This window comes from Paraburkholderia sp. CI2, from assembly GCF_014201055.1.
Classification (GTDB): domain Bacteria; phylum Pseudomonadota; class Gammaproteobacteria; order Burkholderiales; family Burkholderiaceae; genus Paraburkholderia; species Paraburkholderia tuberum.
This window is the reverse complement of the sequence record NZ_JACHDL010000009.1, coordinates 1-22,917: the sequence shown is the minus strand read 5'-3', so window position 1 is coordinate 22,917 and position 22,917 is coordinate 1. Positions and strand designations below refer to the sequence as shown.

The 22,917-nt window shown below is 62.8% G+C and carries 21 protein-coding genes and 2 pseudogenes; 12 read left to right on the top strand and 11 right to left on the bottom strand.

All coding sequences use genetic code 11. The annotated features are described in order from the left end of the window. Positions 1-92: 92 nt before the first annotated feature. Positions 93-2,786, top strand: coding sequence for a type VI secretion system ATPase TssH (tssH, locus tag HDG32_RS14660; RefSeq protein ID WP_184068137.1), 2,694 nt, complete (start codon positions 93-95; stop codon positions 2,784-2,786). A gap of 82 nt (positions 2,787-2,868) precedes the next feature. Here tssH and HDG32_RS14655 read toward each other — a convergent pair whose 3' ends face one another. Beyond that, positions 2,869-3,084 carry a hypothetical protein gene (locus HDG32_RS14655; protein WP_184068134.1) on the bottom strand — a complete coding sequence of 72 codons (216 nt, stop codon included), beginning with the start codon at positions 3,082-3,084 and terminating at the stop codon, positions 2,869-2,871. A 246-nt stretch (positions 3,085-3,330) separates the two neighbouring features. On the opposite strand from HDG32_RS14655, the gene HDG32_RS14650 reads away from it, so the two are divergent. Both HDG32_RS14650 and HDG32_RS14645 read left to right on the top strand, forming a co-directional pair. After that, positions 3,331-3,714 (top strand): SHOCT domain-containing protein, encoded by a 384-nt coding sequence (locus HDG32_RS14650; RefSeq protein ID WP_090810728.1) that lies wholly within the window; start codon positions 3,331-3,333, stop codon positions 3,712-3,714. 106 nt (positions 3,715-3,820) lie between these two features. Next, positions 3,821-4,375, top strand: a complete 555-nt coding sequence (locus HDG32_RS14645; protein WP_409259948.1) for a hypothetical protein — start codon at positions 3,821-3,823, stop codon at positions 4,373-4,375. Positions 4,376-4,383: 8 nt separating this feature from the next. Here HDG32_RS14645 and HDG32_RS14640 read toward each other — a convergent pair whose 3' ends face one another. Then, positions 4,384-5,970: a phospholipase D family protein gene (locus HDG32_RS14640; RefSeq protein ID WP_184068131.1), complete on the bottom strand. Its 1,587-nt coding sequence runs from the start codon at positions 5,968-5,970 to the stop codon at positions 4,384-4,386. 380 nt (positions 5,971-6,350) lie between these two features. Between HDG32_RS14640 and HDG32_RS14635 the strand changes: the two genes are divergently transcribed. Continuing rightward, entirely contained in the window at positions 6,351-7,139 is a 789-nt protein-coding gene (locus tag HDG32_RS14635) for a hypothetical protein (protein ID WP_184068128.1), read from the top strand. Positions 7,140-7,178: 39 nt separating this feature from the next. On the opposite strand, the gene HDG32_RS14630 is transcribed toward HDG32_RS14635, so the two are convergent. Continuing rightward, positions 7,179-8,456 carry a hypothetical protein gene (locus tag HDG32_RS14630; protein ID WP_184068125.1) on the bottom strand — a complete coding sequence of 426 codons (1,278 nt, stop codon included), beginning with the start codon at positions 8,454-8,456 and terminating at the stop codon, positions 7,179-7,181. 467 nt (positions 8,457-8,923) lie between these two features. Here HDG32_RS14630 and HDG32_RS14625 point away from each other — a divergent pair, with 467 nt between their 5' ends. Then, entirely contained in the window at positions 8,924-9,997 is a 1,074-nt protein-coding gene (locus HDG32_RS14625) for an AI-2E family transporter (RefSeq protein WP_184061789.1), read from the top strand. Between the two features lie 148 nt (positions 9,998-10,145). On the opposite strand, the gene HDG32_RS36390 is transcribed toward HDG32_RS14625, so the two are convergent. Continuing rightward, a complete protein-coding gene (locus HDG32_RS36390; RefSeq protein WP_260336466.1) occupies positions 10,146-10,277 on the bottom strand; it encodes a hypothetical protein in 132 nt (43 codons plus the stop codon). A 246-nt stretch (positions 10,278-10,523) separates the two neighbouring features. On the opposite strand from HDG32_RS36390, the gene HDG32_RS14620 reads away from it, so the two are divergent. From HDG32_RS14620 to HDG32_RS14605, 4 genes and pseudogenes are all read left to right on the top strand, one after another. Further along, positions 10,524-11,057: a helix-turn-helix transcriptional regulator gene (locus tag HDG32_RS14620; RefSeq protein WP_184068123.1), complete on the top strand. Its 534-nt coding sequence runs from the start codon at positions 10,524-10,526 to the stop codon at positions 11,055-11,057. Positions 11,058-11,425: 368 nt separating this feature from the next. Then, the gene (locus HDG32_RS14615) at positions 11,426-12,055 is read left to right on the top strand and encodes an MFS transporter (protein WP_260336465.1); all 630 of its coding nucleotides are present in this window, start codon (positions 11,426-11,428) and stop codon (positions 12,053-12,055) included. Between the two features lie 2 nt (positions 12,056-12,057). Then, positions 12,058-12,324 (top strand): annotated as a pseudogene (locus tag HDG32_RS14610) (amidohydrolase family protein); the annotation flags it as partial. A gap of 111 nt (positions 12,325-12,435) precedes the next feature. Continuing rightward, a complete protein-coding gene (locus HDG32_RS14605) occupies positions 12,436-12,849 on the top strand; it encodes a VOC family protein (RefSeq protein WP_184068518.1) in 414 nt (137 codons plus the stop codon). A 115-nt stretch (positions 12,850-12,964) separates the two neighbouring features. Here the strand turns inward: HDG32_RS14605 and HDG32_RS14600 are convergent, their stop codons facing one another. After that, positions 12,965-13,363, bottom strand: a complete 399-nt coding sequence (locus HDG32_RS14600) for a 2-oxoglutarate dehydrogenase (RefSeq protein WP_184068121.1) — start codon at positions 13,361-13,363, stop codon at positions 12,965-12,967. Between the two features lie 51 nt (positions 13,364-13,414). Beyond that, entirely contained in the window at positions 13,415-15,250 is a 1,836-nt protein-coding gene (locus tag HDG32_RS14595) for a S10 family serine carboxypeptidase-like protein (RefSeq protein WP_184068118.1), read from the bottom strand. A 714-nt stretch (positions 15,251-15,964) separates the two neighbouring features. Between HDG32_RS14595 and HDG32_RS14590 the strand changes: the two genes are divergently transcribed. Beyond that, complete coding sequence (locus HDG32_RS14590) at positions 15,965-16,402, top strand: lipocalin-like domain-containing protein (protein WP_184068115.1); 438 nt, start codon at positions 15,965-15,967, stop codon at positions 16,400-16,402. Positions 16,403-16,562: 160 nt separating this feature from the next. On the opposite strand, the gene HDG32_RS14585 is transcribed toward HDG32_RS14590, so the two are convergent. The 4 genes from HDG32_RS14585 to HDG32_RS14570 form a co-directional block, all read right to left on the bottom strand. Beyond that, on the bottom strand, positions 16,563-16,931 hold the full coding sequence (locus HDG32_RS14585; protein ID WP_184068112.1) for a DUF2784 domain-containing protein: 369 nt from the start codon (positions 16,929-16,931) through the stop codon (positions 16,563-16,565). Between the two features lie 206 nt (positions 16,932-17,137). After that, a complete protein-coding gene (treA, locus tag HDG32_RS14580) occupies positions 17,138-18,811 on the bottom strand; it encodes an alpha,alpha-trehalase TreA (protein ID WP_184068109.1) in 1,674 nt (557 codons plus the stop codon). 318 nt (positions 18,812-19,129) lie between these two features. Next, entirely contained in the window at positions 19,130-19,930 is an 801-nt protein-coding gene (locus HDG32_RS14575; RefSeq protein ID WP_184068106.1) for a transporter substrate-binding domain-containing protein, read from the bottom strand. Positions 19,931-20,328: 398 nt separating this feature from the next. Then, positions 20,329-21,084, bottom strand: a complete 756-nt coding sequence (locus HDG32_RS14570; RefSeq protein ID WP_184068102.1) for a DeoR/GlpR family DNA-binding transcription regulator — start codon at positions 21,082-21,084, stop codon at positions 20,329-20,331. A gap of 79 nt (positions 21,085-21,163) precedes the next feature. On the opposite strand from HDG32_RS14570, the gene HDG32_RS14565 reads away from it, so the two are divergent. Next, on the top strand, positions 21,164-21,763 hold the full coding sequence (locus HDG32_RS14565; RefSeq protein ID WP_184068098.1) for an NUDIX domain-containing protein: 600 nt from the start codon (positions 21,164-21,166) through the stop codon (positions 21,761-21,763). Here HDG32_RS14565 and HDG32_RS14560 read toward each other — a convergent pair. Next, positions 21,746-22,480, bottom strand: coding sequence for a haloacid dehalogenase type II (locus HDG32_RS14560; RefSeq protein ID WP_184068095.1), 735 nt, complete (start codon positions 22,478-22,480; stop codon positions 21,746-21,748). The genes HDG32_RS14565 and HDG32_RS14560 overlap by 18 nt on opposite strands. Positions 22,481-22,680: 200 nt before the next feature. Here HDG32_RS14560 and HDG32_RS14555 point away from each other — a divergent pair. Beyond that, positions 22,681-22,917 (top strand): annotated as a pseudogene (locus HDG32_RS14555) (IS110 family transposase); the annotation flags it as partial.

Below are 22,917 nucleotides of genomic sequence, written 5' to 3'. Positions count from 1 at the left end.
GCGCGCTTTTTCGGATACCTGCCCGCGGAGCGCGGGATGCCGACGCGAGGCCACGCCTTTCCGCTACAAACATCTTTACCTGCAACGTCATCATGTCCATTTCACGCCACGCGTTGTTCGGCAAGCTCGGCGCAACGCTCTTCAGGAGCATCGAATCCGCAACGGCGTTTTCCAAGCTGCGCGGCAACCCGTATATCGAGCTCGCGCACTGGCTGCACCAGTTGCTCGCGCAGTCCGATAGCGACCTGCACCGCATCGTCAGACACTGCGGCATCAGCCGCGAACTGCTCGAGCGGGACCTGCAGACCGCGCTTGCCGCGCTGCCGTCAGGCGCGAGCGCGCTCACGGATTTTTCGCATCACGTCGAGACGGCAATCGAGCGCGCGTGGGTGGTCGCGACGCTGGCATTCGGCGACGGTCGGATCCGCGGCGCATGGCTGATGGCGGCGCTTGTCGAGACGCCTGAGTTGCGGCGCTTGCTGCTGGCCATTTCGCCGGAATTCGGCAAGATTGCCGTCGACGGCCTTCACGATGCGTTGCCGGCGTGGATTGCCGGCTCCCCCGAAGCGGAGGACGCCCCGTACGACCAGAGTGACTTTTCGTCGGCGGTGCCGGGCGAGGCGTCCGGTGCGCTCGCTGCATCGGTGAAGGGCGCGGCACTCGCGCAGTTTTGCGCGGATCTGACCGCACGCGCGCGCGCCGGTGAAATCGACCCGGTGGTTGGGCGCGAAGTCGAGATCCGCACGATGATCGACGTGCTGTTGCGCCGGCGTCAGAACAATCCGTTGCTGACCGGCGACGCCGGGGTTGGCAAGACGGCGGTGGTCGAAGGCCTCGCGCGCGCGATCGCGGCCGGCGAAGTCCCGCCGAAACTTGCCGACGTGCGGCTGTTGAGCCTCGACGTCGGTGCGCTGCTTGCCGGCGCGAGCATGAAGGGCGAGTTCGAGGCCCGGCTGAAGTCGGTACTCGAGGAGGCGGCGAAGTCGTCGGCGCCGGTCGTGCTGTTCGTCGATGAGATTCACACGCTGGTCGGCGCCGGCGGCCAGGCCGGCACCGGCGACGCGGCGAACCTGCTGAAACCGGCGCTCGCCCGCGGCACGTTGCGCACGATCGGCGCGACGACGTGGGCCGAGTACAAGCGGCACATCGAGAAGGACCCGGCGCTCACGCGGCGCTTTCAGGTGCTGCAGATCGCCGAGCCCGAGGAGCCGTCCGCGATCGATATGGTCCGCGGACTCGCGCGCACGCTCGCGAGCCATCATGGCGTCGTGGTTCTCGACGAAGCGATTCGCGCAGCCGTGACACTGTCGCATCGCTACATCCCGTCGCGTCAGTTGCCGGACAAGGCGATCAGCCTGCTCGACACCGCTTGCGCGCGCGTCGCGCTATCGCAGCATGCGCCGCCGCGCGAATTGCAGCGGATACGCGAGCGCTTGCAAGCCGCGCGCGTCGAAGCCGAGCTGCTCGGTAACGAGGTGCGCATCGGGCTCGGCAGCGAGGCTGCGCTGGCCGACGTCAAGGCGACCATCGCGACGCTCGAGCTCGAGGAACGTGTTGTCGAAGCCGCCTGGCAGGCCCAGTCCGATGTGGCGAAGGCGCTGGCGCACGCGCGCGAGGTCGAAAGCGAGCGCGCCGCCGCAGCCGGACCCGAGGCCGAAGGGCGCGATCGCGCGGCGACCGCGCTGGAGACGTTGCGCGAGCTGGAGCGGACGTTATCGAACCTGCAGGCGGATACGCCATTCGTGTTCCCGGAAGTCGGCGAAGCGATCGTCGCCGACATCGTCTCTGACTGGACCGGTATTCCAGTCGGACGCATGATCACCGATGAGGTCAGCGCCGTTCAGGTGCTGCCCGCCACGCTGGCAGCGCGCGTGATCGGCCAGCCCGACGCGTTGCAGCAGATCGGCGAGCGCGTGCAGACGGCGCGCGCCGGGCTCGCGGACCCGCGCAAGCCACTCGGCGTCTTCCTGCTCGCGGGGCCGTCCGGCGTCGGCAAGACGGAAACCGCGCTCGCATTGGCGGAGGCGCTCTATGGCGGCGAGCAGAACCTCATCACGATCAACATGAGCGAGTACCAGGAGGCGCATACGGTCTCGGGACTCAAGGGCGCGCCGCCTGGCTACGTCGGGTACGGCGATGGCGGCGTGCTGACCGAAGCGGTGCGCCGACGTCCGTACTCGGTCGTGTTGCTCGACGAGATTGAAAAGGCGCACGGCGACGTGCACGAAATGTTCTACCAGGTGCTGGACAAGGGCTACATGGAAGACGGCGATGGTCGCTATATCGATTTCCGCAATACGACCATCCTGATGACCAGCAATGTCGGCTCCGATCTGACCGCGAGCCTATGCGCGGACGAAATGCTTGCGCCGGACTTTGACGGTCTGCGTTCCGCGCTTTCGACGGAATTGCTGAAGGCGTTTCCGGCCGCCTTCCTCGGACGCGTGACGCTGGTGCCATATCGTCCGCTGGGCTCGGATTCGCTCGCGCGGATCGTGCGTTTGCATCTCGATCGAGTCGTTCGGCGGATGGCGGACAACAACCGCATCGCGCTGAGTTATGCGGCGGAGGTGGTCGACTACATCGTCGGGCGCTGCCTCGTGCAGGAGACCGGTGCGCGTCTTTTGATCGGCTTTATCGAACAGCACGTGTTGCCGCGCCTCGCCCGGCAGTGGCTCGATGCGTTTGCAGCGAAAAGCGCGCTCACGCATATGACGATCGAGGTGACCGATCCAGCCGCGGCACCTGTTGAAGCGCTCGTGGTTCGGTCGTCCTGCCATGTGTAGTCGGCTTCGCACTCGGTGACCTGCATCGCGAATGACGAGTCGTTGATCGTGCAGCGGCGTGACGAGGCGCATAGCCGGCCGGTCAGGGGCTGCACGGATGCTTCGCAAACGTCTCTTTTGGCATTTTTTTGCGGGCCAAAGCGCTGGTTTTTGACATCATTTTCACATATGCATGTTCAATGCCACGCGGCATGATCGCCACACCACCAGAAATCGTCAATCGAACGCAATCCTTAAAAATTGCTCGCGTTACACGATCGGGATAAGCTATAAAGACAAAAAGATCCGCATCATGCATTTGCGGCGCCCGAAGTGAGGAGCACAAATGAAAGACGTGACGATCAGCGGGTTTGCGGCTTTAAACGAGCCATTGAAACTCATGCATGTCTTTCATACAGTATGAATGCGCGTGCGCAATCGACATGCGGTCATGGTAGGTTTTCGGCGCTGCCGTGCTGATCGTATGCGTCATCCATAGCGGGGCAACCATAGGTCGAAATCCGTTAAGCCTTTCAATTGCAACCGGAATGACTGGAGAACAACAATGCTTTTCTTTAATGATGGTTTCACATTCCCGAATTTTCTGGCCGACGTTTTCTCCATCTTCATCTTTATCCTGTGGTTCTGGCTGTTGATCACGGTGTCGAGCGACCTGTTCCGCCGCCATGACGTGTCCGGATGGGGCAAGGTTCTGTGGGTGATTTTTCTCATCATCCTGCCGTATATCGGCATCTTCGCGTATCTGCTCACGCAGCATCGCGGCATGGCGGAACGCGATCAGGCGCGGGTCAAGCAGGTGCGCGAAGATCTGCGCAATGTGGTGGGCTTCAGTGTCGCCGACGAAATCGAGAAGCTCGACAAGCTGAAAGCGTCCGGTTCAATTTCCGAGGAAGAGCACTCGCGTCTGCGCGCGAAGCTCGTGCAGTAAGCGTCGGTTACCTGACTGCAGCCATGTGCGAGCGGGCGCGCAGCCCGTGTCGCCTCGGCTTTTGCGCGGTGAGGGATCGTGCGATCGAACGTAACGGGAGGAACCCTTGCTTACCCGCCTCGCCCACGTTCGGAACGCTGCCGCGCGAACCGCGCGCGCGCCGCTGGCATTGCGCCGCGCCGCGCTCACGTGTGCAACGGCGTTGATGCTCGCGGCTTGCGCGCAACCGTGGCAGCAATTCCAGGCGGGTCAGGATCAAGCGGCGATCGTCGCCCGCATGGGTCCGCCGCGCGAAGTCTATGACCTGCCGGGGGGTGGCCGCCGACTGATGTGGCCGACCCAGCCGATGGGCTCGACCACCGTCGCCGCCGATATCGACGCTTCAGGCAAGATCGTGAACGTGCGTCAGGTCTTGCAGTTGAGCGAATTCAATCGCGCGGAAATCGGCAAATGGACGCGCGACGATGTGCTGATCAATTTCGGCCGCCCCGTGCAAACGCAGTTCTTCCGGCTCTCGCAACGCGAAGTCTGGTCATACCGTTATATCGAAAGCAACATCCACCACATGCTGTTCAATTTCGCGTTCGACACCAACGGCGTGTTGCGCGAGACGCAGCGCACGCCCGATCCACTGCGAGATCGCGATTTGCGACGATTCTGAACTGTGAGCTATAGCAGCGACTCAATTGGCATAATCGACAGCATCCAAACACCGAGCCGTGCGTACCACGTCGTATTCGGTTCGGTGTCGTGGCGGGTTTCGACGTCGCCGTTGGTTTCGATCCAGTACAGCTTGCCGTTTTTGTCGAGATGCACCGCGTACGCGACGCTCGGCAGCAGCGCGAGAAACTTGCGATCGACCCGCGTCGCGAGCTCGGTGCTGTCGATGACGAGTCCAAGCTCGGTATTCAGATGCGCGGAGCGCGGATCGAAGTTGAACGAGCCGACGAAGACCCGCTGGGAGTCCACGATGAAAGTCTTCGCATGCAAGCTCGACCCGGAGCTGCCGAACGGCCCCGGCGACTGTTCTTTCTTGTAGGTGGCGCCCGCCACGCGCCGCAATTCATACAGGTGCACGCCGTTTTGCAGCAACTCGACGCGCCGCCTCATATAGCCCGAGTGCACGGCGACGACATCGGTCGCTTCGAGCGCGTTCGTCAACACCCGCACGTCGACGCCCTGGGCGGCGAGCCCGCTCAGATACCGCGTGCCCGTGTTTGCCGGTACGAAGTACGGGGAGACGAGGTCGAGCGACTTCGTCGGCTGGCCCATCACTTCGCGGAGCTGGTGGGAAATCAGCGCTTCCGGCGGCGCGTCGTTCAGGCCTTTCGCGGGGTCGTCGCTGATCATCTTCGTTTTGGCCCAGTCGAGCGGCAGCTTGTCGTCGAGCAGGTTCTGCACGACGCGCGGGCCGCGCAGCGCTTGCTTATACTCAGCGGCGGCAGGATCCTGCTCGATCGCCTGCGCATTACGCTCCAGCGTGGCCAGCTCATCGACGCTCTCGTGAGGCAGGATCTTCCCGACCGGATACGCCGACGCGCTTGCCCAGTAGCGGTCGAAATCGCGCGAGACGTCGGTCGCGGCCGGTCCGACCGCGAGTACGTCGAGGTCGGCGAAGACGACGCCGTCCGTGGCATCGAAATACTCGTCGCCGATGTTGCGGCCGCCGAGGATCGTCGCGGTGGCGTCGGCGGTCAGGGACTTGTTGTGCATGCGCCGATTGGCGCGCGAAAAGTCGGTCACGAAGCCGAGGATTTTCGGGCTGCGCACGACGAACGGGTTGAACAGGCGCACCTCGATGTTCGGATGCGCGTCGAGCGCCGCCAGTGTCGGGTCGAGCGCGGAGGCGATGCCGAGATCGTCGAGCAGCAGGCGCACCCGCACACCCCGGTCCGCCGCTTCGTGGATCTGTTCTAGCAGCAGCGTGCCGGTCAGATCGTCGCGCCAGATGTAGTACTGGATGTCGAGCGTGCGTTGCGCGGAACGGATCAGGTCCATGCGCGCGGCAAACGCGACATGCGCATCCGCCAGCGGATAAATGCCCGCCAGCCCCGCGTGCGCGGCCAGCTCGGGCGCGACCGCGCGACCGAGATCCGTGGTGGCCGCCACCGCGGGCGACAACGCATGCGACTCCTGGCGACCCTCGAGCGACGGTAACGGCGCGCAGCCGGCCAGCAGGCTTGCGCACAGCAGCGCGCACAGCGCGCTTCTCCATCGGCGATGCGGGAACGACGGGTGGTGTATCTGCGCTTGCATGGAGTCCAGGTCTTCCTTTGGGTCGCGCGAGCCGGCCGGTTCCAGAATCGGAACATCGCGTGGCGTTGCTCGACAAAGCTTCGCTCGACCGCCTGTCCTGACGGTGTCGCGCGCATGCTTGCACGCAACTTGCATTGGTTGAGAAGAATACTATGAGCGCATGCCCATCGGTGCGCCGCCCGACGCTCTTGTTGCGCAGAGCGCTTTGTCCGATGATACGAGCAGGCTGCGCGAATTCGAACGGGGGCCAACCCGGCTGCGCATCGACCGCATGGTTTCCATGCAATCGAGCATGATCCGCTCCGTGTCAGCGTAAAGGGTCATATAGGGTCCGGTTCACGGCGCCTTCGAGCGTTTCGCCCACTGTGGAGTCGAGCAACGTGAAGATCTCCCGCTTGCTGCTTGCTAGCGTGCTGCTTTTCGTGGTGGGCACCGCGCTGCAGATGATATGGCCGCTCGCGCAGCCGGCCTCGTATCACCACTTCGCCGATCAACGCTCGCTGGGGCCGCTGCACCATGCGGCGGACGTGCTGTCGAACGTCGTCATTCTGATCGCCGGTGTGCTCTGTCTGCATTGGGTCCGGCGCCATGCGTCCGACCAGCCGGCGCAATTTCCCGGCATGGTCGTCGCCGCGCTCGGGCTGCTCTTCACCGCGTTCGGCTCGGCTTACTACCACATGGCGCCGAACGATGCGACGCTCGTCTGGGACCGCCTGCCGATGACCATCGTGTTCGCCGGCATCCTCGCCATGCTATGGACGTCGTGGAGCGGACAGCGCGTCGGCTGGGCGCAGATGCTGATCATGGTGGTCGTGTCGCCCGCCACCGTCGGCTACTGGCTCGTGTTCAACAGCCTGTGGCCTTACGCGATTCTTCAGTTCGGCGGGCTCATGCTGATCGTCGGCCTGACGCTCATGCGCAAGGTGGACGGCGTGATCGCGTGGACGCTCGTGATCGTCTTCTACGGGGTCGCGAAGATTTTCGAAAGCCTCGATTGGCAGATATGGGAGCTGACGCATCACGTGATCGCCGGCCATGCGTTGAAGCACGTGGCGAGCGGTCTCGCCGGCGCGGCGATGATTCTGGTCGCGAACGCGGCGCCGCGCTCCGTCGCGGGCATCGTGCCGCGCGGGCCGGGCGGTATCGGGCATTCGGGTACGTCGCGTTGAAGCCGCGCCATGGCGAAGTGACGCGGCCTCCGGCCGACGTCACTGCGGTTCGTACCACGAATACGTCGCCAACGTGCTTACCGGCGGCGTACCGATCTGCAGCGTGATGTCGCGCAACGACGTCAGCTCGATACTGCGCAAGTCGCCCATATAGCGGCGCGAATCGCCGTTGTCGTTGATATACGCGACCACGTCGCCCATGATGCCCGCGACGTTCGTGTTCGTCAGCGGCTCGCCCCAGATATCGAAGAAGTCGCCGAGCGTATAGGTCTTGAGGTTCGGCGCTTCGATATGGATGATGCCGGTGTTGTCGTGCGTATGCATCTCATACGTGCATTGCGACAGGATGCCGACGTTCATCGGCAACGCGAGCCACTGCCCGTCCTTGATGATCGCGAGGTGCGCGTGCACGTGGTACAGCACGCTCATGTCCGGCGCGCAGGTCAGGCCGTCGACCGGCGTGCCGGTGCCGCCCGTCGAGGTCGTGCCGTTCGGCCAGAACGACGAGCCGACCACGCCTCCGAAGACGAGCGTGATCGGGTTCGGGTCGAACGGCGGCGGATCGGTCCAGGTGTAGGTGGGCACTTGGGTGACAGGCGTGCCGACCATGACCGTGATTTCGGTGTGCGGCTTCAGCACGAGGCTCGCGGGGTCGCCCGTATATTGCGTGAGCGTGCCGCCGTCGTTCACGTAGATCGCGATTGGCGAGGCGGTCAATCCCGCCACGTTCGACGCACTCAGCGTCTCGCCCCAGATCGAGAAGAACTGGCCGAGCGTATAGGTCGCGCCGGTCGTCGCGTCCATATGGATCTTGCCGCTCGAATCGACCGTGTGCACCGGATACGCGCAGCCAGTCGGCGTGGTCAGGGTCGGCTCGACCATGCCGATGTTGGGTGGCAGCGTCAGGAGTTGCCCGTTCTGGTAGATCGACAGATGCGCGTACGTGTACGCGGTACTGCGCAACCCGCAGTTCAGTCCGCTGACGGGCTGACCGGTTCCGCCCGAAGCCGTGACGCCCGCGGGCCAGATGGCGGCGCCGAGTGTCGTGCCGTCGATGATCGGCGTCGCGGCGGCGAGCTTCGGTGTCGTGGCGCTCGCGTCGGATGCGCTCGACGGGCTCGACGCGGGGGCCGGGCTAGATGCCGGTGTCGGACTCGACGCGGGCGCGGGACTCGATGCTGGCGTGGTCGCGCCAGCCGCGCCGTTCGAGCCGGTGCTGGCCGGGTCGGCGCCGCTGCCGTCCCCACCACCGCCACAGGCGGACAATGTCCACATCAGACCCACTGCGACGAATCGCGACCCCAGCCGTTGCAGCATCTCGTACTCCCATGTCGTGAGGTGAGAGGATGCGTGCAATCGGACATCACGCACAGATATAGCGCGGACATCGCACGGGCACGCGCGGCGCGGCTTCACTGCATGGATTCGGCCGTGCGCTGCCACCGCGTGACGCAGGCGCTCGCTTCGGATCACGTCAGGTGATTGAAACCGATTAGGGCAGCGTAGCAGATGGGTTTCACGAGCGAATCCGGCGCATCGCAACGTTTCGCGACATTCTGCTGGCGCATTTCGAGGTGTCGGCCCGGAGTTTGCCGGCGGAGCGATCTGGCGCGCTTTTTATGTGAGCTGTCATCGTTCTGTGCGAAGATCAGTGCTGTCCATCGCGCGACCGGCTGGTAAGGGGATCGCACGGCGGGCGCGTGCCCGGCCATCGCCTTCGTCCTCGGGTGACCCTGGGGTGACTCTCTGGCGCACCTGTTTGCGGATTCATGGAGCACTGACCAATGACCGACAGATTGCAAGCGTCCGTATATGTAGTGGTGCTGCTGCTGATTGTGGGCTGGGTGCTGTATATCGGGCGCGCGGTTTTCGTGCCGATCGTGTTCGGCGCGATCGCGGTATACGTGGTGGTCGACTTCACGCGGCTGCTGCAACGCATTCCGGTGATCGGCCCGCGGCTACCGGTCCAGTTGCGCTACGGACTCTCGATGTTTCTGATCGGCGCCGCGATCTTCTTCGCGGTCGACATGCTCGTCGAGAACTACGACGCGCTCGTCGCGCTCGCGCCGCGCTACCAGGACTCGGTCCTGCTGATGATCCACAAGATTTCGACGCTGCTGCACCTCGAAAGCGAGCCGACGTGGGAATCGCTGCGGCGGAACATGCTCACACAGTTGAATATTCAGGCGATGGTGACCGGCATGCTGGCGTCGCTTTCGTCGGTGATCATCGACCTGTTCGTGATCGTGCTGTATGCGAGTTTTCTGCTGGTCGAGCGCCGGACGTTCGGCGACAAGCTGACGAACATGACCGCCAATTCGACCAACGCGGCGCGTATCCGGGGCGTGGTCACCGACATCAACCGGCGCATTGGCGCGTATCTCGCGCTGAAGACGTTCCTCGGCGTGCTGCTAGGCGGGATCTGCTGGCTCGCGATGCGCAGCGTCGGCCTCGAGTTCGCCGGGCTGTGGGCGATACTGACCGCGCTGCTGAACTACGTGCCCTATATCGGCTCGGTGCTCGCGATCGTGTTCCCGGTGCTGATGTCGGTGCTGCAGTTCGGCGACCTGAATTCGATCCTTGTCGTGCTGGTGTCGCTGACCGCGATTCACTTCGTGATCGGCAATATTCTCGATCCGTATCTGACGGGCAACTCCCTGAACCTGAGCCCGTTCGCGATTCTCGCGAGCATGGCCGTGTGGTCGGCTTTGTGGGGCGTGCCGGGCGCCTTTCTCGCGGTGCCGATCACCGCCAGCATGACGATCATTTTCTCCGAGTTCGAAATGACGCGGCCGGTTGCGGTGCTGCTGTCGAAAAACGGCCGGCTCACTTACGGCAAGACCGAACAGACCGCGTGAAGCGCCCACCATGGCGGACATATGATCGTCGACCAGGCGCATGAAATGAAAACGGCCCGTGCGGAATAGTCCGCGCGGGCCGTCGAATGAAACACGTCTATCTCGACGCGTGCGGCTTGCCGCCGCCGCACGCTGTTGCCATCAGCGTTTAACGCTTGCTGCTTACTGCGAAGAACCCGACCACGTCTGGCCGGTCGTCGCCGGTGCTGATGTTGTAGGCGAACACGACGTTCTTCAGGTAGCCGTCGAACGCGTCGGTGTTCTTCGCGGTATCGTCCACAGCACCGTTGCCATCTCTTTAAATAAATCGAGAAATTTTCGATCGGCCTTTGACGCGAGGTTCACGCGAAGCCGTGCAACAATGGCCTCGGGTTGCGGTCAGGGCCAGGGGCCGCAGCTTGTGCGTCGTTCCATCAACACGAGGCCTGCCGCTCGATGACAAAGCCTGCCTGGACGCTCCTCATGGCCGCGATCGTTCCTGGCGCGGCGGCGGCCGCGCATCGGCTATCGGTTCTAACGCGAACATATGCCCGGCTCACACGACCCTGCAGTCCAACCGACCCCCGTCTCGGGCGGCGCCGAAGCACTCGAAGACCCGGCGCTGCTGCGTCGCCTGCTGCGTGCGAAAGACCGCATCGATGCCGCTTCGCACGAAACCTGGCCGGTGCGGCGGCTGGCCGAAGTCAGCGGCGTGTCGGCGGCGCACTTCGCGCGTTCGTTCAAGCGGGCCTTCGGCGTGCCGCCACACCGCTATCTGTTGACGCGGCGTATCGAACAGGCCACCACGCTTCTGCGTGACACCAACCTCGGCATGACGGACATTGCGTTCGCGACCGGCTGGGAAAGCCTCGGCACGTTCGGCCGCGTCTTTCGCGACATTACCGGCCTGAGCCCGAGCGAGATGCGCGTGCAGGCACGCGCCAATCCCGCTGAACTCGATCGCGTGCCCGCCTGCGTGCTGAAGGCCGCACAACGCCCCGATCTGACGACCGCAGTTCTGGAAAAGCGCCGCCGCGTGGTCGGCGACACCGTCGAGCCTCCTACCAGCGAGACGTCGTGAATGAGGGTATCGATGTGGACGGCGCGCACGTCGACGATCAGAAGGGACGCAGCGCTCGCGTTCGACGCGCGAGCGCCGCGATACCGATGCCCCGCTGCCTTTGCGAAGCGCTTTAGCATCTCGCGGCACGCCGCGCCCTGATGCCGGAATCCGCATGTTCGATGCGGTTTCCAACCAAGACCCGCTCATTCCGACTTCCTATACTCGTTCGACCATGCCCGGCGCCACGGCGCTGTCCTTTCCGCGGCAGAACCGCCGAAGCCGCGGTGATCGTCGAACGGATGGAAGCAGTGGTACACGCCGCCGGCTTGCCACTCCTGCCGGAGCAAGCGGTCGGGGCGAGCGCCCCAGCCCCCGTCGCGTCCGGCATGCCACTGGCGAAACTCAAGGCGCTCTGGTCGCGACAACTGGCCGGCATCACCGCGATGGCCTGGTTGATGTGGCTGTCGATCACGTTCAGTTACTACGCGTTCTTTACGTGGATTCCCGGTCTGCTGGTGCAAAGCGGCATGACGATCACGCGTAGTTTTTCGTATTCACTGGTTATGTACCTCGCGCAGATTCCCGGCTACTTCTCGGGCGCGTGGCTCAATGAAAAGATCGGCCGCCGCGCGACCATCGTCACGTACATGGCGCGCGGCGGGTTCTCCGCGTTAGGGCTCGCGCTCACGCACAGCGATGCCGAAATTCTGACATCGGGCTTTTTGCTGTCGTTCTTCATGAACGGGACTTATGCCGGCGTCTACGCCTACGCGCCCGAGGTGTTCCCTACCGAAGTGAGCACGACCGGCATGGGTGTCGCTTCGGCGATCGGACGCCTCGGCGCGATCGCCGCGCCGATCCTGGTCGGCTTTCTGTATCCGCGTCTGGGCTTCGGCGGGGTTTTCGGCGGCACGACGCTGGTGCTGATCATCGGTGCGCTCGCGGTTCTGATCATGGGCGTGTCCACCCGCGGCCGGTCACTCGAAGAAATCGCCGCGATGCGCCTGAACCGCTGAACCGCTCCGGCGGCCATGGCGAAGGTCGCGCGCGCACGGACTTCATGCCTGGCGACGCGCCTTGCAACTGCTGCGCACGCGTCGGTGCATTGGGCCGGGTCGTCGATGGCGTCGACGCGTTGCGCCGCGCCGTGCGCGAAGAACTGCAGATGGGCGCCGACCAGATCAAGATCATGGCCTCCGGCGGCGTCGCGTCGCCGACCGATCCGATCGGCGCGCTCGGTTACTCGGAGGACGAGATTCGCGCGGTCGTCGCCGAAGCCGGCGCGCCAACGTGCCGAAGGCCGGGCAAACGCCCGAACCTGCCGATCGCAGTTTTGGAGAAGCGCCGCCGCGTGGCCAGCGATACAGTCGAACCCTCAACCAGCGAGGGAGGAGTTATGAATCAGGGTATCAATGTGGTCGGTTTGTACGTCGACGATCAGGATGCGGCGCTTTCGTTCTACGTCGACAAACTCGGCTTTCGCGTCCACACCGACGTGCGCAACGGTGCTTACCGCTGGCTCACGGTCCAGCACCCGGACCAGCCGTCTTTCCAGTTGGGACTGTTCGCGCCGGGGCCGCCGGTCCACGATGAAGCGACCGCGCAAACGCTGCGCGCGATGGTCGCGAAGGGGGCGATGCCGCCATTGGTGCTGTCCGTTGCCGACTGTCGCGCGAGCTACGAGCAGTTGAAGGCGCGCGGCGTGGAATTCACGCAGGAGCCGGTGGATCGTTTCGGCAGCGTCGATGCGGGCTTTCGCGATCCGGCGGGCAATGGATGGAAGATGATCCAGGCGGCAACGGGCAAGTGAGCGTGAGCGATCCGCCGCGCGCGGGCGCGGCGCGCAGCCGCATACGGCCGGCGGTGCGTCGCACGATCGCGAAGCACCGCCAACCGTCATCCCGGACCACTGGACTAGCTGACTCTCACTGCTGATGCTGCTGCAGATACTGCTGAACGTCGTTCAACGTCACGCGGCCCGAATGCGCGGTATCGATCTCGTCAAAATGCCTGGCGATATAGCCGAGCCCATCGCTTTGCGCCTGGGCCTTGGTGATCGACGAGCCGTTGCTGAGCACCGATTTCGCGCCCAGTCTGCTCTCCACGCGCTGCTGAGCCTGCTGCTGCAGCGTCGAGCCGGTGGTCGGCGCGACCGCGTTGGCACGGTTATGAGGAAAGAACGGACCGTCCACGCCGTGTCCGCCGTTGGGCAGCGTCACGGGCGCCACCGGCTGGGGCGGCAACGCATGCGCACTGCCGACGATCACACCGAGGACGATCAACGCCAGAGTACGTCGCAAGATATCGATTGAAGACATGATCATTCGCCATAAAAAGTAGTCAGAGGGTTTCGCGCGAAGCGAAACCACCATCGATCAGGGCGCGGCCGCGGCGAGCGCCTCGCTCGTCGGCGTAGCGGCTGACGCTTCGTCGGCCCACGGCTGAGGCAGCGTCGCGAGCGTCAGCGCGCCCGCTATCGGCGTGCCGCCATAGAAGGCCGCGAGATCCGCCTTCATCTGCGGGCGCGCCACGTCATCCAGATAAATCATATGTCCGCCCTGGAAGAAGTTGACCTGCAGATTCGGGTTGAGACCCTGGACCGTCTTGAGCCGCGCGAGCTGCTTCTCGGTATTGAAGAACGGCGTGGCGAGATCGTGGAAGCCGTTTTCCGCCAGCACCTTCAGTTGCGGATTCAGCTTTAGCGCGCCGAGCAGATCGGGGATCGTGTCGGGCAGAGGCTGGCCGCCGTGCGAGAAATCCCACACCTCGATGATCGCGTCGTTCAGCGGCATGTACGCCGCGTTCGGCGCCGTGTAGCCGAGGTAATCCGGCATCTGTGTCGCCAATGCATTGGTGAATGGCAGCGAGATCAGGATGTCCGACGGGTCGCCGTCGCTCTGCAGACGCGAGTCCGAGTTGGGCAACGACACGCGACCATCGTAGCGGCCTATCGTCGAGCCTGGCACCAGCGTGAGGTTGAACGGATTGATGTTGAAGTAGCCCTGCATCGCCTGCAACGTGAGACCGGATTCGGCGTCCCAGACCTTCTCCAGCCACGTCGGCGGGAAGTTCGGCGGTCCCGCGTAGGTGGGCGCGCCGAGCTGGCTCAAGGTCCAGTACAGCGAATAATTCTTGAACAGGTTGTAGTTGGCGGTCACGAACGCCTCGCTGCGAAGCGCGTAGGTCGCCTGACTCACTGGCGCTGGCGATACCTGGTTGTAGTACGCCGCGACCTCGGCGTAGCCCGGCATGTAGCCGCTCAATGTATCGGTTTCGAGCGCGAGCTGGTCGGGCGAACCCGTGATTGCCACCGCCTCGATCGCATCCGCGAAGTAGTTCAGGATCGAAGACTGCAGCGTGATCCCCGTCAGTTGCACGCCGGCCGATTCGAGCGCGAGCGCGAGGATGTCGGTGCGAGGCGTGCCGTACGATTCGCCGTACAGATAGATCGGCGAGCTGCTGCGTGAATTGACCGTCAGGTAGCGGATGATGAAGTCGCGCATGATGTTCGCGTCGGCATCGGTGCTCCAGTAGGTCTGGTTCGTGTTCGGCAGGATCGCTTCGGAGAGGCCCGTGCCAGGCGGATCGATGAACACGAGATCGGTCGTGTCGATCAGGCTCTCGGTGTTGTTCACAAGCGGATAGTTCGGCCAGCTGGTGCCGTTCAGCAGCGGATCGGTGGTCGCGACGCGCGTCGGCGCGAACGATCCGAGACGCAGCCAGATCGACGAAGAACCCGGCCCGCCGTTATAGACGAACGTAACGGGGCGCGGTTTGCCATTCGTGCTCGGCGCCGTGTAGGCCACGTAGGACATCGTCGCTTCGGGTGCGCCGCTCGTCAGATCCATTGCGGTCAGGTGGCCGGTGGTCGTCGTGTAATTGACGGTGGTGCTGCCGGACGTCCATTGGTAATGCATGATCGCCGCTTTCTCCGCGACCAGCGACGCGGCTATCCCGGACGTCGCACTCGTCGAATAGGTGGTGAGATCGGTGTAGGGCTGATTGGCGGATGGCGTCTGCGGCGCCGACGCCGCTTGCGCCTGATTGGCGACCTGCGCCATGCCGCTTGGTACCGCCGACGCCGACGAACCTCCGTCGCTGCCGCCGCATCCGGCGAGCATAACGATTCCGAGTGTCAGCGCGCTTAGCGCGGCGAGCCGGCCATGACGACGGAGGCGACCATCGTCGGTGTTCCTTCTGTCTGGTTTCATCTCGTTCCCTGGTGAGTGATACCGCTACACAAAGGCCGCTTTTCGCCGGTCGCGCGCATGGGAGATCGAATAACCCGCACCGCACTCGATGGCACGCAGCGGTTGCATGGACAGTTTTTCGCAATGCATTAATTCAAAATGCTTGCATCAATATTTCGATTTGCTTTCTGCAATTGCTAATTGAACGGATAAAGGAATTCCCTGTCGATTTATCTCGACATTTCAAGAGAAATTTAAAATTGAATCTTTCCGATGCTTACAGCAAGAGTGAAAATAGGATGTGAAATGCGGTCTTGTCAAGGATCAAGCGGCAATTATGTGATGCAGAATAAAGTCGGCTCGTTGTCGAGGAATAGGGCGCTGTGATGGAGCATCGGTGCGGTTGCGGCGGCATGGGGCGGAAAAATGCCGGCGGCGTTTATCCGAATCGCATTGAATAGCGACGATGAACTGCGGATTTTCGTGGGATACGTTGTCGGAATTAATTGCGCTTGTAAAATCTAATTAAATGGTAAATTTAACCGGTGAAAATGTGTTCTCAATAGAATTAAAAGGTAAGTTGCGGAAATTCCGTTCGGGTGGCGGTGATTGCGTGGGCGAGCGGTTGCGCGTAGTGTCGTGGGAATCCAACGATCGCGATGTTGAAGCGAGTTGCGTACTTCGTTTCCGGAAAAGGAGGCGGCGGTGGCACGAGATCGGCGTAACGGCAACACTATGCTGCTGGGAACCTGGAAGCTGCGGTCTTTCACGACCGAAGACCTCGCCAATGGCGAAAAGACCGATCTGTTCGGCGCACACCCGGACGGTTATCTGAGCTATAGCGTCGACGGCCGCATGCACGCGATTGTGCTCAAGGAAGGACGAAAGGCACCTGCGGGTGTCGTACCGACCGACGCCGAGCGCATCGAACTCTATAGCGGACTCAGCGCCTACGCGGGAACGTATAACACCGACGGCGACCTCGTCAGTCATCATGTCGACGCGTCGTGGAACGAGTCGTGGACCGGCACGGTGCAGGTGCGTCGATTCAGAATCGACGGCGAGCATCTGTACATCACGACGCTGCCGGACAAGAACCCGGTAACGGGAAAGCAAAGTACTTCAGTGCTGGTATGGACCAAGGTCAAATCCGTCGACAAGGCGGCCAAATAAAAAATCGCTTGCGATAAGCCGGCGCTTCCTGGCGTGAACCAACGGGCGAAGCGAAGCCGCTCGCCGTCCAGTAGACCTCGGAAGAGCAATCGTCCGGCATCGAGCAGGTCAGCTGCGCAATTGCGCAAGCGGATCAGGTGCTCGGGCGGCCATGTCCCAGTTACGATCGTGGCGGAATTCGGCGCCACGTAAGAAGCACCGCCAGCAAGAACGCGACATATGCGAGCACGAACACCCAGCCCGGAAAGTCGTAATAGAGCAAGGCACTAACCCAGCGCTGTATGAAGCCTTGCGGACCGGACGCGCCCGTGCGCAGATAGTCCTCCAGAACGGTCAACGGGCACGGCACATCGAGCACTGCAAGGGTCGCCACGATACCGATGGCGAGAACATGTGTCGTCCGGAATGCGCGATTGCGCGCCCACCGGAGTTGCAAACCGTGGGCGATCCAGATCGCGAATAGTCCGCCGACGATAAACAGCACGATCAGCGCGTGCAGCACGAGAACAATATTGGCGAGCCAGATCATGCTGCTTCCACCGGAGATGGTCTTACTGACGACGTCGATCAGATTTGGACTGCCCGCAGAGCGATTCGTGCGGCGAATCCGGGTCGGTGTATCGAGTGGCCGAGGCGTGAAATTCTGGCTACGAGGTTTTCACGACCTCGTAGGCATCATGTGTCTGCAATCGTAAGACCTACCTCACGGCACTCGCCTGAAAATGCCGCGGGGACTCACTGCCCATTGCCATACAGATCGAGCAGCATCAACGTTACGCCATTGGTCCACCCGAAGCCGTCCTGCAGCGGATACTCGCCACCCCCGCCGCCGCCTTCGCCCGCGCCTTCCACGACGTACTTCTCGACGAGCTTGTGCTGCGTGTTGTAGACGTTCTCGACGTCCGCGAGAAAGCGCGTGCCGATCGGCTGCGCGAGGTCGGCGCGTCCGTAGCGCTTGAGGCCCTGAATCGCGATCCAGTGCAACGGCGCCCAGCCGTTCGGCGCGTCCCATTGCTGTGTGGTGTTATAGGTCGACGTCGTGAGGCCGCCCTGCTTGAGCAGCGCATTCTGCACGGTCTGGGCGGTCTTCCACGCGCGATCGGGCCACGCCACGCCGGCCATCAGCGGATACAGCATCGCCGGTGTCTGGTTGTCGCGCGACTTGCCGAGTTGCCAGTCGTAGTCGCCGTAGTAGCCGTTGCGATTCCACAGATAGCGGTTGATGCCTTCCGCGCGCCGCGCCGCGTAGCCGATGAACTGCGCGACGCAACGGAAGTCGCGTGTCTCCGAGCAGCCGCGCGCGATCGTCGTCTCCAGATGGAACAACAGGCTGTTCAGATCGACCGGGATGATCGATGTCGTGCGCACCGTTGCGAGCGTCTGGTTGTCGCCGAACCAGCGTGAGCTGAAATCCCAGCCGCTTTCGGCGGTCGCGCGCAGATCGCGGTAGACCTGGTTGGCCGGCCGGTCGCTCGCCTGCGCGGTCTGCACGTCCTCGAGGTACGACTCGTCGCGCGGCGTGTCCAGATCGTCCCAGTAGCGGTTCAGCACGGTGCCATCGTTGAGCACGACCACATTGCGCGTAGCGCCGCCGGGCGGCGTGCTGGACGAGCCTTGCATCCAGTACGCGTACTCCTTGCGCAGCACAGGCAGGTACTTCTGATAAACCTTGTTGCCTTCCTTTTGCGCCGCGAGCTCCACCATATACGAGTAGAACGGCGGCTGCGAGCGGCTCAGATAGTACGTGCGATTGCCGTTCGGTATGTGGCCGAACGTGTCGATCATGTACGCGAAGTTGTCGAGCATATCGTCGACGAGATCTTCACGCCCGGACTCCTGCAGCCCCAGCATCGTGAAATAGGTATCCCAGTAGTAGCCTTCGCGAAAGCGGCCGCCCGGCACGACGTATGGTTTGGGCAGCGGGATCAGCGAGCTGTAGTCGGGCGCGCTCGTCGTCGTGCGCGTGAGGCCGTTCCAGAGCCAGTCGATGTGCTCGCGCAGACTCTGGTTCGGCGGCGGCGTGATGCTCTGATCGGGCGGCGGCGTGAAGTACTGGCTGACGAATTTCTGCAGCGAAAAGCCGGGCTGATTCTTCTGCGTTTCGTATAGCTGGACGATCGCGGCGGGATTGCCATTCGGCGTTGCGTCGACGAACGTCTTCTGGTCGGCGAAGATCTGCGCGGTCTGCACGGCGACGAACAGATCGCCGTACAGAATGTCGGGCGCCGGCGGCAGCGTGGCGCCCACCTGGGTATCGGCCAGACAGCTCGCGGATGCGAAGACGAGCGAGGCGATGCAGGCGACGCCGAGCGTGATCGGCGAACGCCGCGGCACGAAATACTTACTTGAGCTGGAGAAGAGATGGGCGGTTGATGCGGTGCTGCTGCGAGACAGTGATTGAATGCTCATGATGCCTCCAAGGTTGTGGGCATTTCACTGGTCTCATCGCGTGCCATTCGAGGTCGTCTCCCGGCGACATGCGAGTCCGACACGAGGTGGCCGGATCAATGGCTCCGAAAGCATCGCACGCTTTCGAAGCATCAGGCAACTGCGGCGCAGCAGAGCGTGCATGCATTCAGCATGCGTATCCGCGCTTGCTTCGTGATTCGAAGCAATGGAAGCGTTGATCGCGAGCGATTCCGCGGCAAAAACCGCTTAGCGAGCAAGCGGCGTACCCGCGTCGACCATTCGGCAGGTCGGCGCGGGTACGCGAGACCAACGAGAAAATTACTGCGCGACAGGCTGAGTCACGTCCGTGCCGAACCAGTGCATCGAGATTTTCTTGAGCGTGCCGTCCTGCTTCATTTGGGTCAGCGCGTCGTCGAGTGCTTTCGCGAACTTCGGATTGTCCTTGCGGAACGGGATGCCCATTTCCTGCTCGGCGCCTTTCAGCACCGCGCCCGTACGCAACGGCAACTGCGAGTTCTTGATGATGTACGGCAGCATCAGCCGGTCGTCGATCGTCGCGTCGATACGCCTGGCGGCGAGATCGCGCAGTTTCTCGGGCGCACCCGGATAAGTTTGCACGTTGATGCCGGGTACCGCGCGCGCCATCTGGTCGTAGTTGGTGCCGAGCGTCACGCCGATCTTCTTGTCGCCCTTGAATTCGTCGAGCGATTTGAACTCACGCTTGTCGTCCGCCCGTTGGATCAGCTGCGCGGCCGAGTACGTGTACGGCTGGCTGAAATCAAGAACCTGTTTGCGTTGCGGGGTAATGGTGACCTGATTGACGATCACGTCGAATTTGCCGCTCTGCAGCGCCGCGATAATGCCGCTCCACTCGGTCGGAATGAATACCGGCTTTACGCCGAGTTTCGCCGCCACGGCTTTCGCGACATCGACGTCGAAGCCTTCGAGCTCGCCGTCCTTGTTGCGCGAGTCGAACGGCGGATAGGTGCCTTCGAGACCGATCTTCAGGACTCCGGCCTGTTTGACCGAGTCGAGCAGATCTTCGGCATGAGCCGCGACCGCGGTAAAGCTGAGAGCCGAGAGCGCCAACGCGTTTATAAGCAGCTTCGAAAGTTTCATTGAGTGTCTCCTCTGTACTTGAGTATCAGGCTGCGTAACGCAACGATTTCACCATCGTGTCGGCAACCCGGCAGTGTCGCTTCGTGGAACAAGCCGGGTTGCGCGCGTCATCCTAGCACTCCAGAAGTCGCCTGTTTTATCTTTGTTCGGAAGCGGCCGCGCGCGGATGAAACTCCGGCTTCGAAAAATCGCGGCGGCGCGATCTCGTGGTGGATAGACTGAATGCGATCGATGGACGCTATTGTCCTCGTCCGACCGGCGCCTTCTATGTCTATCCGTCATGCGCGGGTGTGATCGGGCGGCGTACGCCCGACGCACGCGTGATCGCCAACGACAGCGATTTCGTCATGTACCTGCTCGAAAGCCAGGACGTCGGCGTGATCCAGGGCGCGCCACCTCTACGCTCTCACCACAGTCACCCCAGCCGCTTCGATCGGCTTCGTCAATTCCGCGCGGGTCTTCTTCTCGACCACGATGGTCTGCGCGAGTTTGATCTCGCCGATCACGAACCGCGATGCGGCGTTCAGTTTCGACGATGACGCGAGCACGACCGTTTCCGCCGCCCGCGCGGCGAGCGCGCGCTTGATCGCGGCTTCCTCGAAGTCACCGGTGCTCAGCCCAGCGCTGGGATGCACGCCGGTCACCCCCATGAAGTACAGGTCGGCATGGATGCGCGAAATGCCTTCCATCGCCGCGGCGCCGACGGCCACGATCGAATGTTTGTAAAGCCGGCCGCCAATCAGGATCACCTCGACACAAGGATGCGCGGCAAGCGCCGTGGCGACGCTCGGACTATGCGTGACGATGGTCGCGTGCAAATCGGACGGCAGCGCCTGGACCAATAGCGCCGACGTGGTGCCGCCGTCGACGATCACGGTTTGCCCTGGCGCGATCAGTTCGACCGCTCGCCGAGCGATGCGCCGCTTGGCGAGCGTCTCGATGTCCTGACGCTGCTCGAATGACGCGAGCGCCGCCGACGCGGGCAACGCGCCGCCGTGGACGCGCTGCAAGCGCCCCTGCGCGGCCAGTTCGCGTAGATCGCGGCGGATCGTGTCTTCCGACACGCCAAACGCCGCGCTCAGCTCGCCTGCCAGGACCTGCCCGTTGCGCGCGAGTTCGTCGAGGATCGCTTTCTTGCGTTGGGCCGTCAACATTGCATTGCACGAAATATCTTGAAATTGCACGAAGTTGCACGATACCATGAATCATTGTCCATGGTCGACAGGAGGCGCCATGACCGCAACGAAAGACCGGGTTCGCATCGTCGGAACGACCTTGCTATCCGACGACTGGTACACGCTGAAGAAGGTGACGTTCGACTTCCTGCGTCGCGATGGCACATGGCAGCGGCAGAACCGCGAGACCTACGATCGCGGCAACGGCGCGACGATCCTGCTGCACAGTCCGCGCACCGGCAACGTGATACTCACGCGACAATTCCACATGCCCGCGTTCGTGAACGGTCACGACGGCATGATGATCGAAGCGCCGGGCGGGTTGCTCGACAACGCTTCGCCGGAAGAACGCATCCGGCTCGAAGTCGAGGAGGAAACGGGGTATCGCGTGGGTCAGGTCCACAAGATTTTCGAGGCCTACATGAGCCCGGGATCCGTAACCGAAAAGCTCTACTTCTATGTCGGCGAGTACGACGCGTCGATGCGGGTCAACGACGGCGGCGGCGTCGAGGATGAAGGGGAAGATCTCGAGGTGATCGAAATGCCGTTGCAAGCCGCGTTGCGAGCGGTCGACGCAGGGGAAATCGTCGACGGCAAGACGATCATGCTGTTGCAGTACGTCGCCTTGCGTGGGTTTGCGTCAGCGCGCGCAGCCTAGTTGCGTCGCGAGTTCGTGCAGATCGTCGACGATGAAGTCCCACGCCTCGTGCGCCTTCAGATCGCTCGTCTGTTGAGGGCCATGCTCGGTGGGCCGCACGACGAACGCGGTGCTCAAGCCGACGCGCCGGGCAGCGGCGAGATCGTTGTTATGCGCGGCCACGAGGCATAATTCGCGTGGCGCAATGCCGAGAATTTCCGCCGTTTCGCTATAGACCAGCGGCGAGGGTTTATAAGCGCGGACGACTTCGGCACCGAGAATGGCATCCCAAGGCAGACCGGCACGCTTTGCCACGTCCACCATCAGGCGAATGTTGCCGTTGGATAGCGGTGCGATGATGAAGCGCGCCTTCAGGCGCCGCAATGCGTCGACGGCATCGGGCCAGGGGTCCAGCCGATGCCAGGCCAGGTTCAACTCATCGATCTCCGGTTCGGGAACGTTGGCGATGCCGAAACGCGCCAGCACTTTGACGAGGTTTTCCCGGTGCAGCACGTCGAGACGCACATACGGTCTGCGTCCGCTACGCACTTCTTCCATCGCGGGCGAATACTCGCGTCGCCATGCGTCCGCAAAGTCGGATGCGTCGAGATTCGGCGCGTGCCGCCGTAGAAACGGTTGCGCTTCGCGCGCGACGCCGCTTCGCCAGTCAACCACGGTTCCGAAGACATCGAACACGAAAGCTTTGATGGCAGTTTGATGTGTCGAGTCGATGCCCATGACCTTCCTTTGTGGCTCTGACGGGAACCACCCATCTTAGATGCGTGTCAGGAACCTCGCGCCAGACCTGGTAGGCAGTATGACTTCCTGCGGGACAGAGGCTGGCCTGCCGCAACGGAATCAAACGCGGGTTAGCATTGCTGTCAGAGCCGCACGGTGCGGACGTGCCGCACCCGGCGATTTCCGACGCGGAGGCCAGCATGGAGCACGATAGCACTCTTTACGTGGGTCTTGATGTTCATAAGGATTCGATCACGGTCGCCTATGCCATTGGTTCGGGCGAGGTTGAACTGCTCGGCAAGATCGGTACTACGCAGGCCGACGTGGAACGGTTGTGCAAGAGACTGCAATCTAAAGCGCGATGCGTCAGCATCGTCTACGAAGCCGGTCCGTGCGGATATGGGCTTTACCGGCAGCTTGTCCAGAAAGAATTCCAG

Coding starts and splice junctions, on each gene's coding strand:
- tssH (WP_184068137.1), top strand. CDS start 93: ATGTCCATTTCACGCCACGCGTTGTTCGGCAAGCTCGGCGCAACGCTC.
- HDG32_RS14655 (WP_184068134.1), bottom strand. CDS start 3,084: ATGCATGATGCGGATCTTTTTGTCTTTATAGCTTATCCCGATCGTGTA.
- HDG32_RS14650 (WP_090810728.1), top strand. CDS start 3,331: ATGCTTTTCTTTAATGATGGTTTCACATTCCCGAATTTTCTGGCCGAC.
- HDG32_RS14640 (WP_184068131.1), bottom strand. CDS start 5,970: ATGCAAGCGCAGATACACCACCCGTCGTTCCCGCATCGCCGATGGAGA.
- HDG32_RS14630 (WP_184068125.1), bottom strand. CDS start 8,456: ATGCTGCAACGGCTGGGGTCGCGATTCGTCGCAGTGGGTCTGATGTGG.
- HDG32_RS14625 (WP_184061789.1), top strand. CDS start 8,924: ATGACCGACAGATTGCAAGCGTCCGTATATGTAGTGGTGCTGCTGCTG.
- HDG32_RS14620 (WP_184068123.1), top strand. CDS start 10,524: ATGCCCGGCTCACACGACCCTGCAGTCCAACCGACCCCCGTCTCGGGC.
- HDG32_RS14615 (WP_260336465.1), top strand. CDS start 11,426: ATGCCACTGGCGAAACTCAAGGCGCTCTGGTCGCGACAACTGGCCGGC.
- HDG32_RS14605 (WP_184068518.1), top strand. CDS start 12,436: ATGAATCAGGGTATCAATGTGGTCGGTTTGTACGTCGACGATCAGGAT.
- HDG32_RS14600 (WP_184068121.1), bottom strand. CDS start 13,363: ATGATCATGTCTTCAATCGATATCTTGCGACGTACTCTGGCGTTGATC.
- HDG32_RS14595 (WP_184068118.1), bottom strand. CDS start 15,250: ATGAAACCAGACAGAAGGAACACCGACGATGGTCGCCTCCGTCGTCAT.
- HDG32_RS14590 (WP_184068115.1), top strand. CDS start 15,965: ATGCTGCTGGGAACCTGGAAGCTGCGGTCTTTCACGACCGAAGACCTC.
- HDG32_RS14585 (WP_184068112.1), bottom strand. CDS start 16,931: ATGATCTGGCTCGCCAATATTGTTCTCGTGCTGCACGCGCTGATCGTG.
- treA (WP_184068109.1), bottom strand. CDS start 18,811: ATGAGCATTCAATCACTGTCTCGCAGCAGCACCGCATCAACCGCCCAT.
- HDG32_RS14575 (WP_184068106.1), bottom strand. CDS start 19,930: ATGAAACTTTCGAAGCTGCTTATAAACGCGTTGGCGCTCTCGGCTCTC.
- HDG32_RS14570 (WP_184068102.1), bottom strand. CDS start 21,084: ATGTTGACGGCCCAACGCAAGAAAGCGATCCTCGACGAACTCGCGCGC.
- HDG32_RS14565 (WP_184068098.1), top strand. CDS start 21,164: ATGACCGCAACGAAAGACCGGGTTCGCATCGTCGGAACGACCTTGCTA.
- HDG32_RS14560 (WP_184068095.1), bottom strand. CDS start 22,480: ATGGGCATCGACTCGACACATCAAACTGCCATCAAAGCTTTCGTGTTC.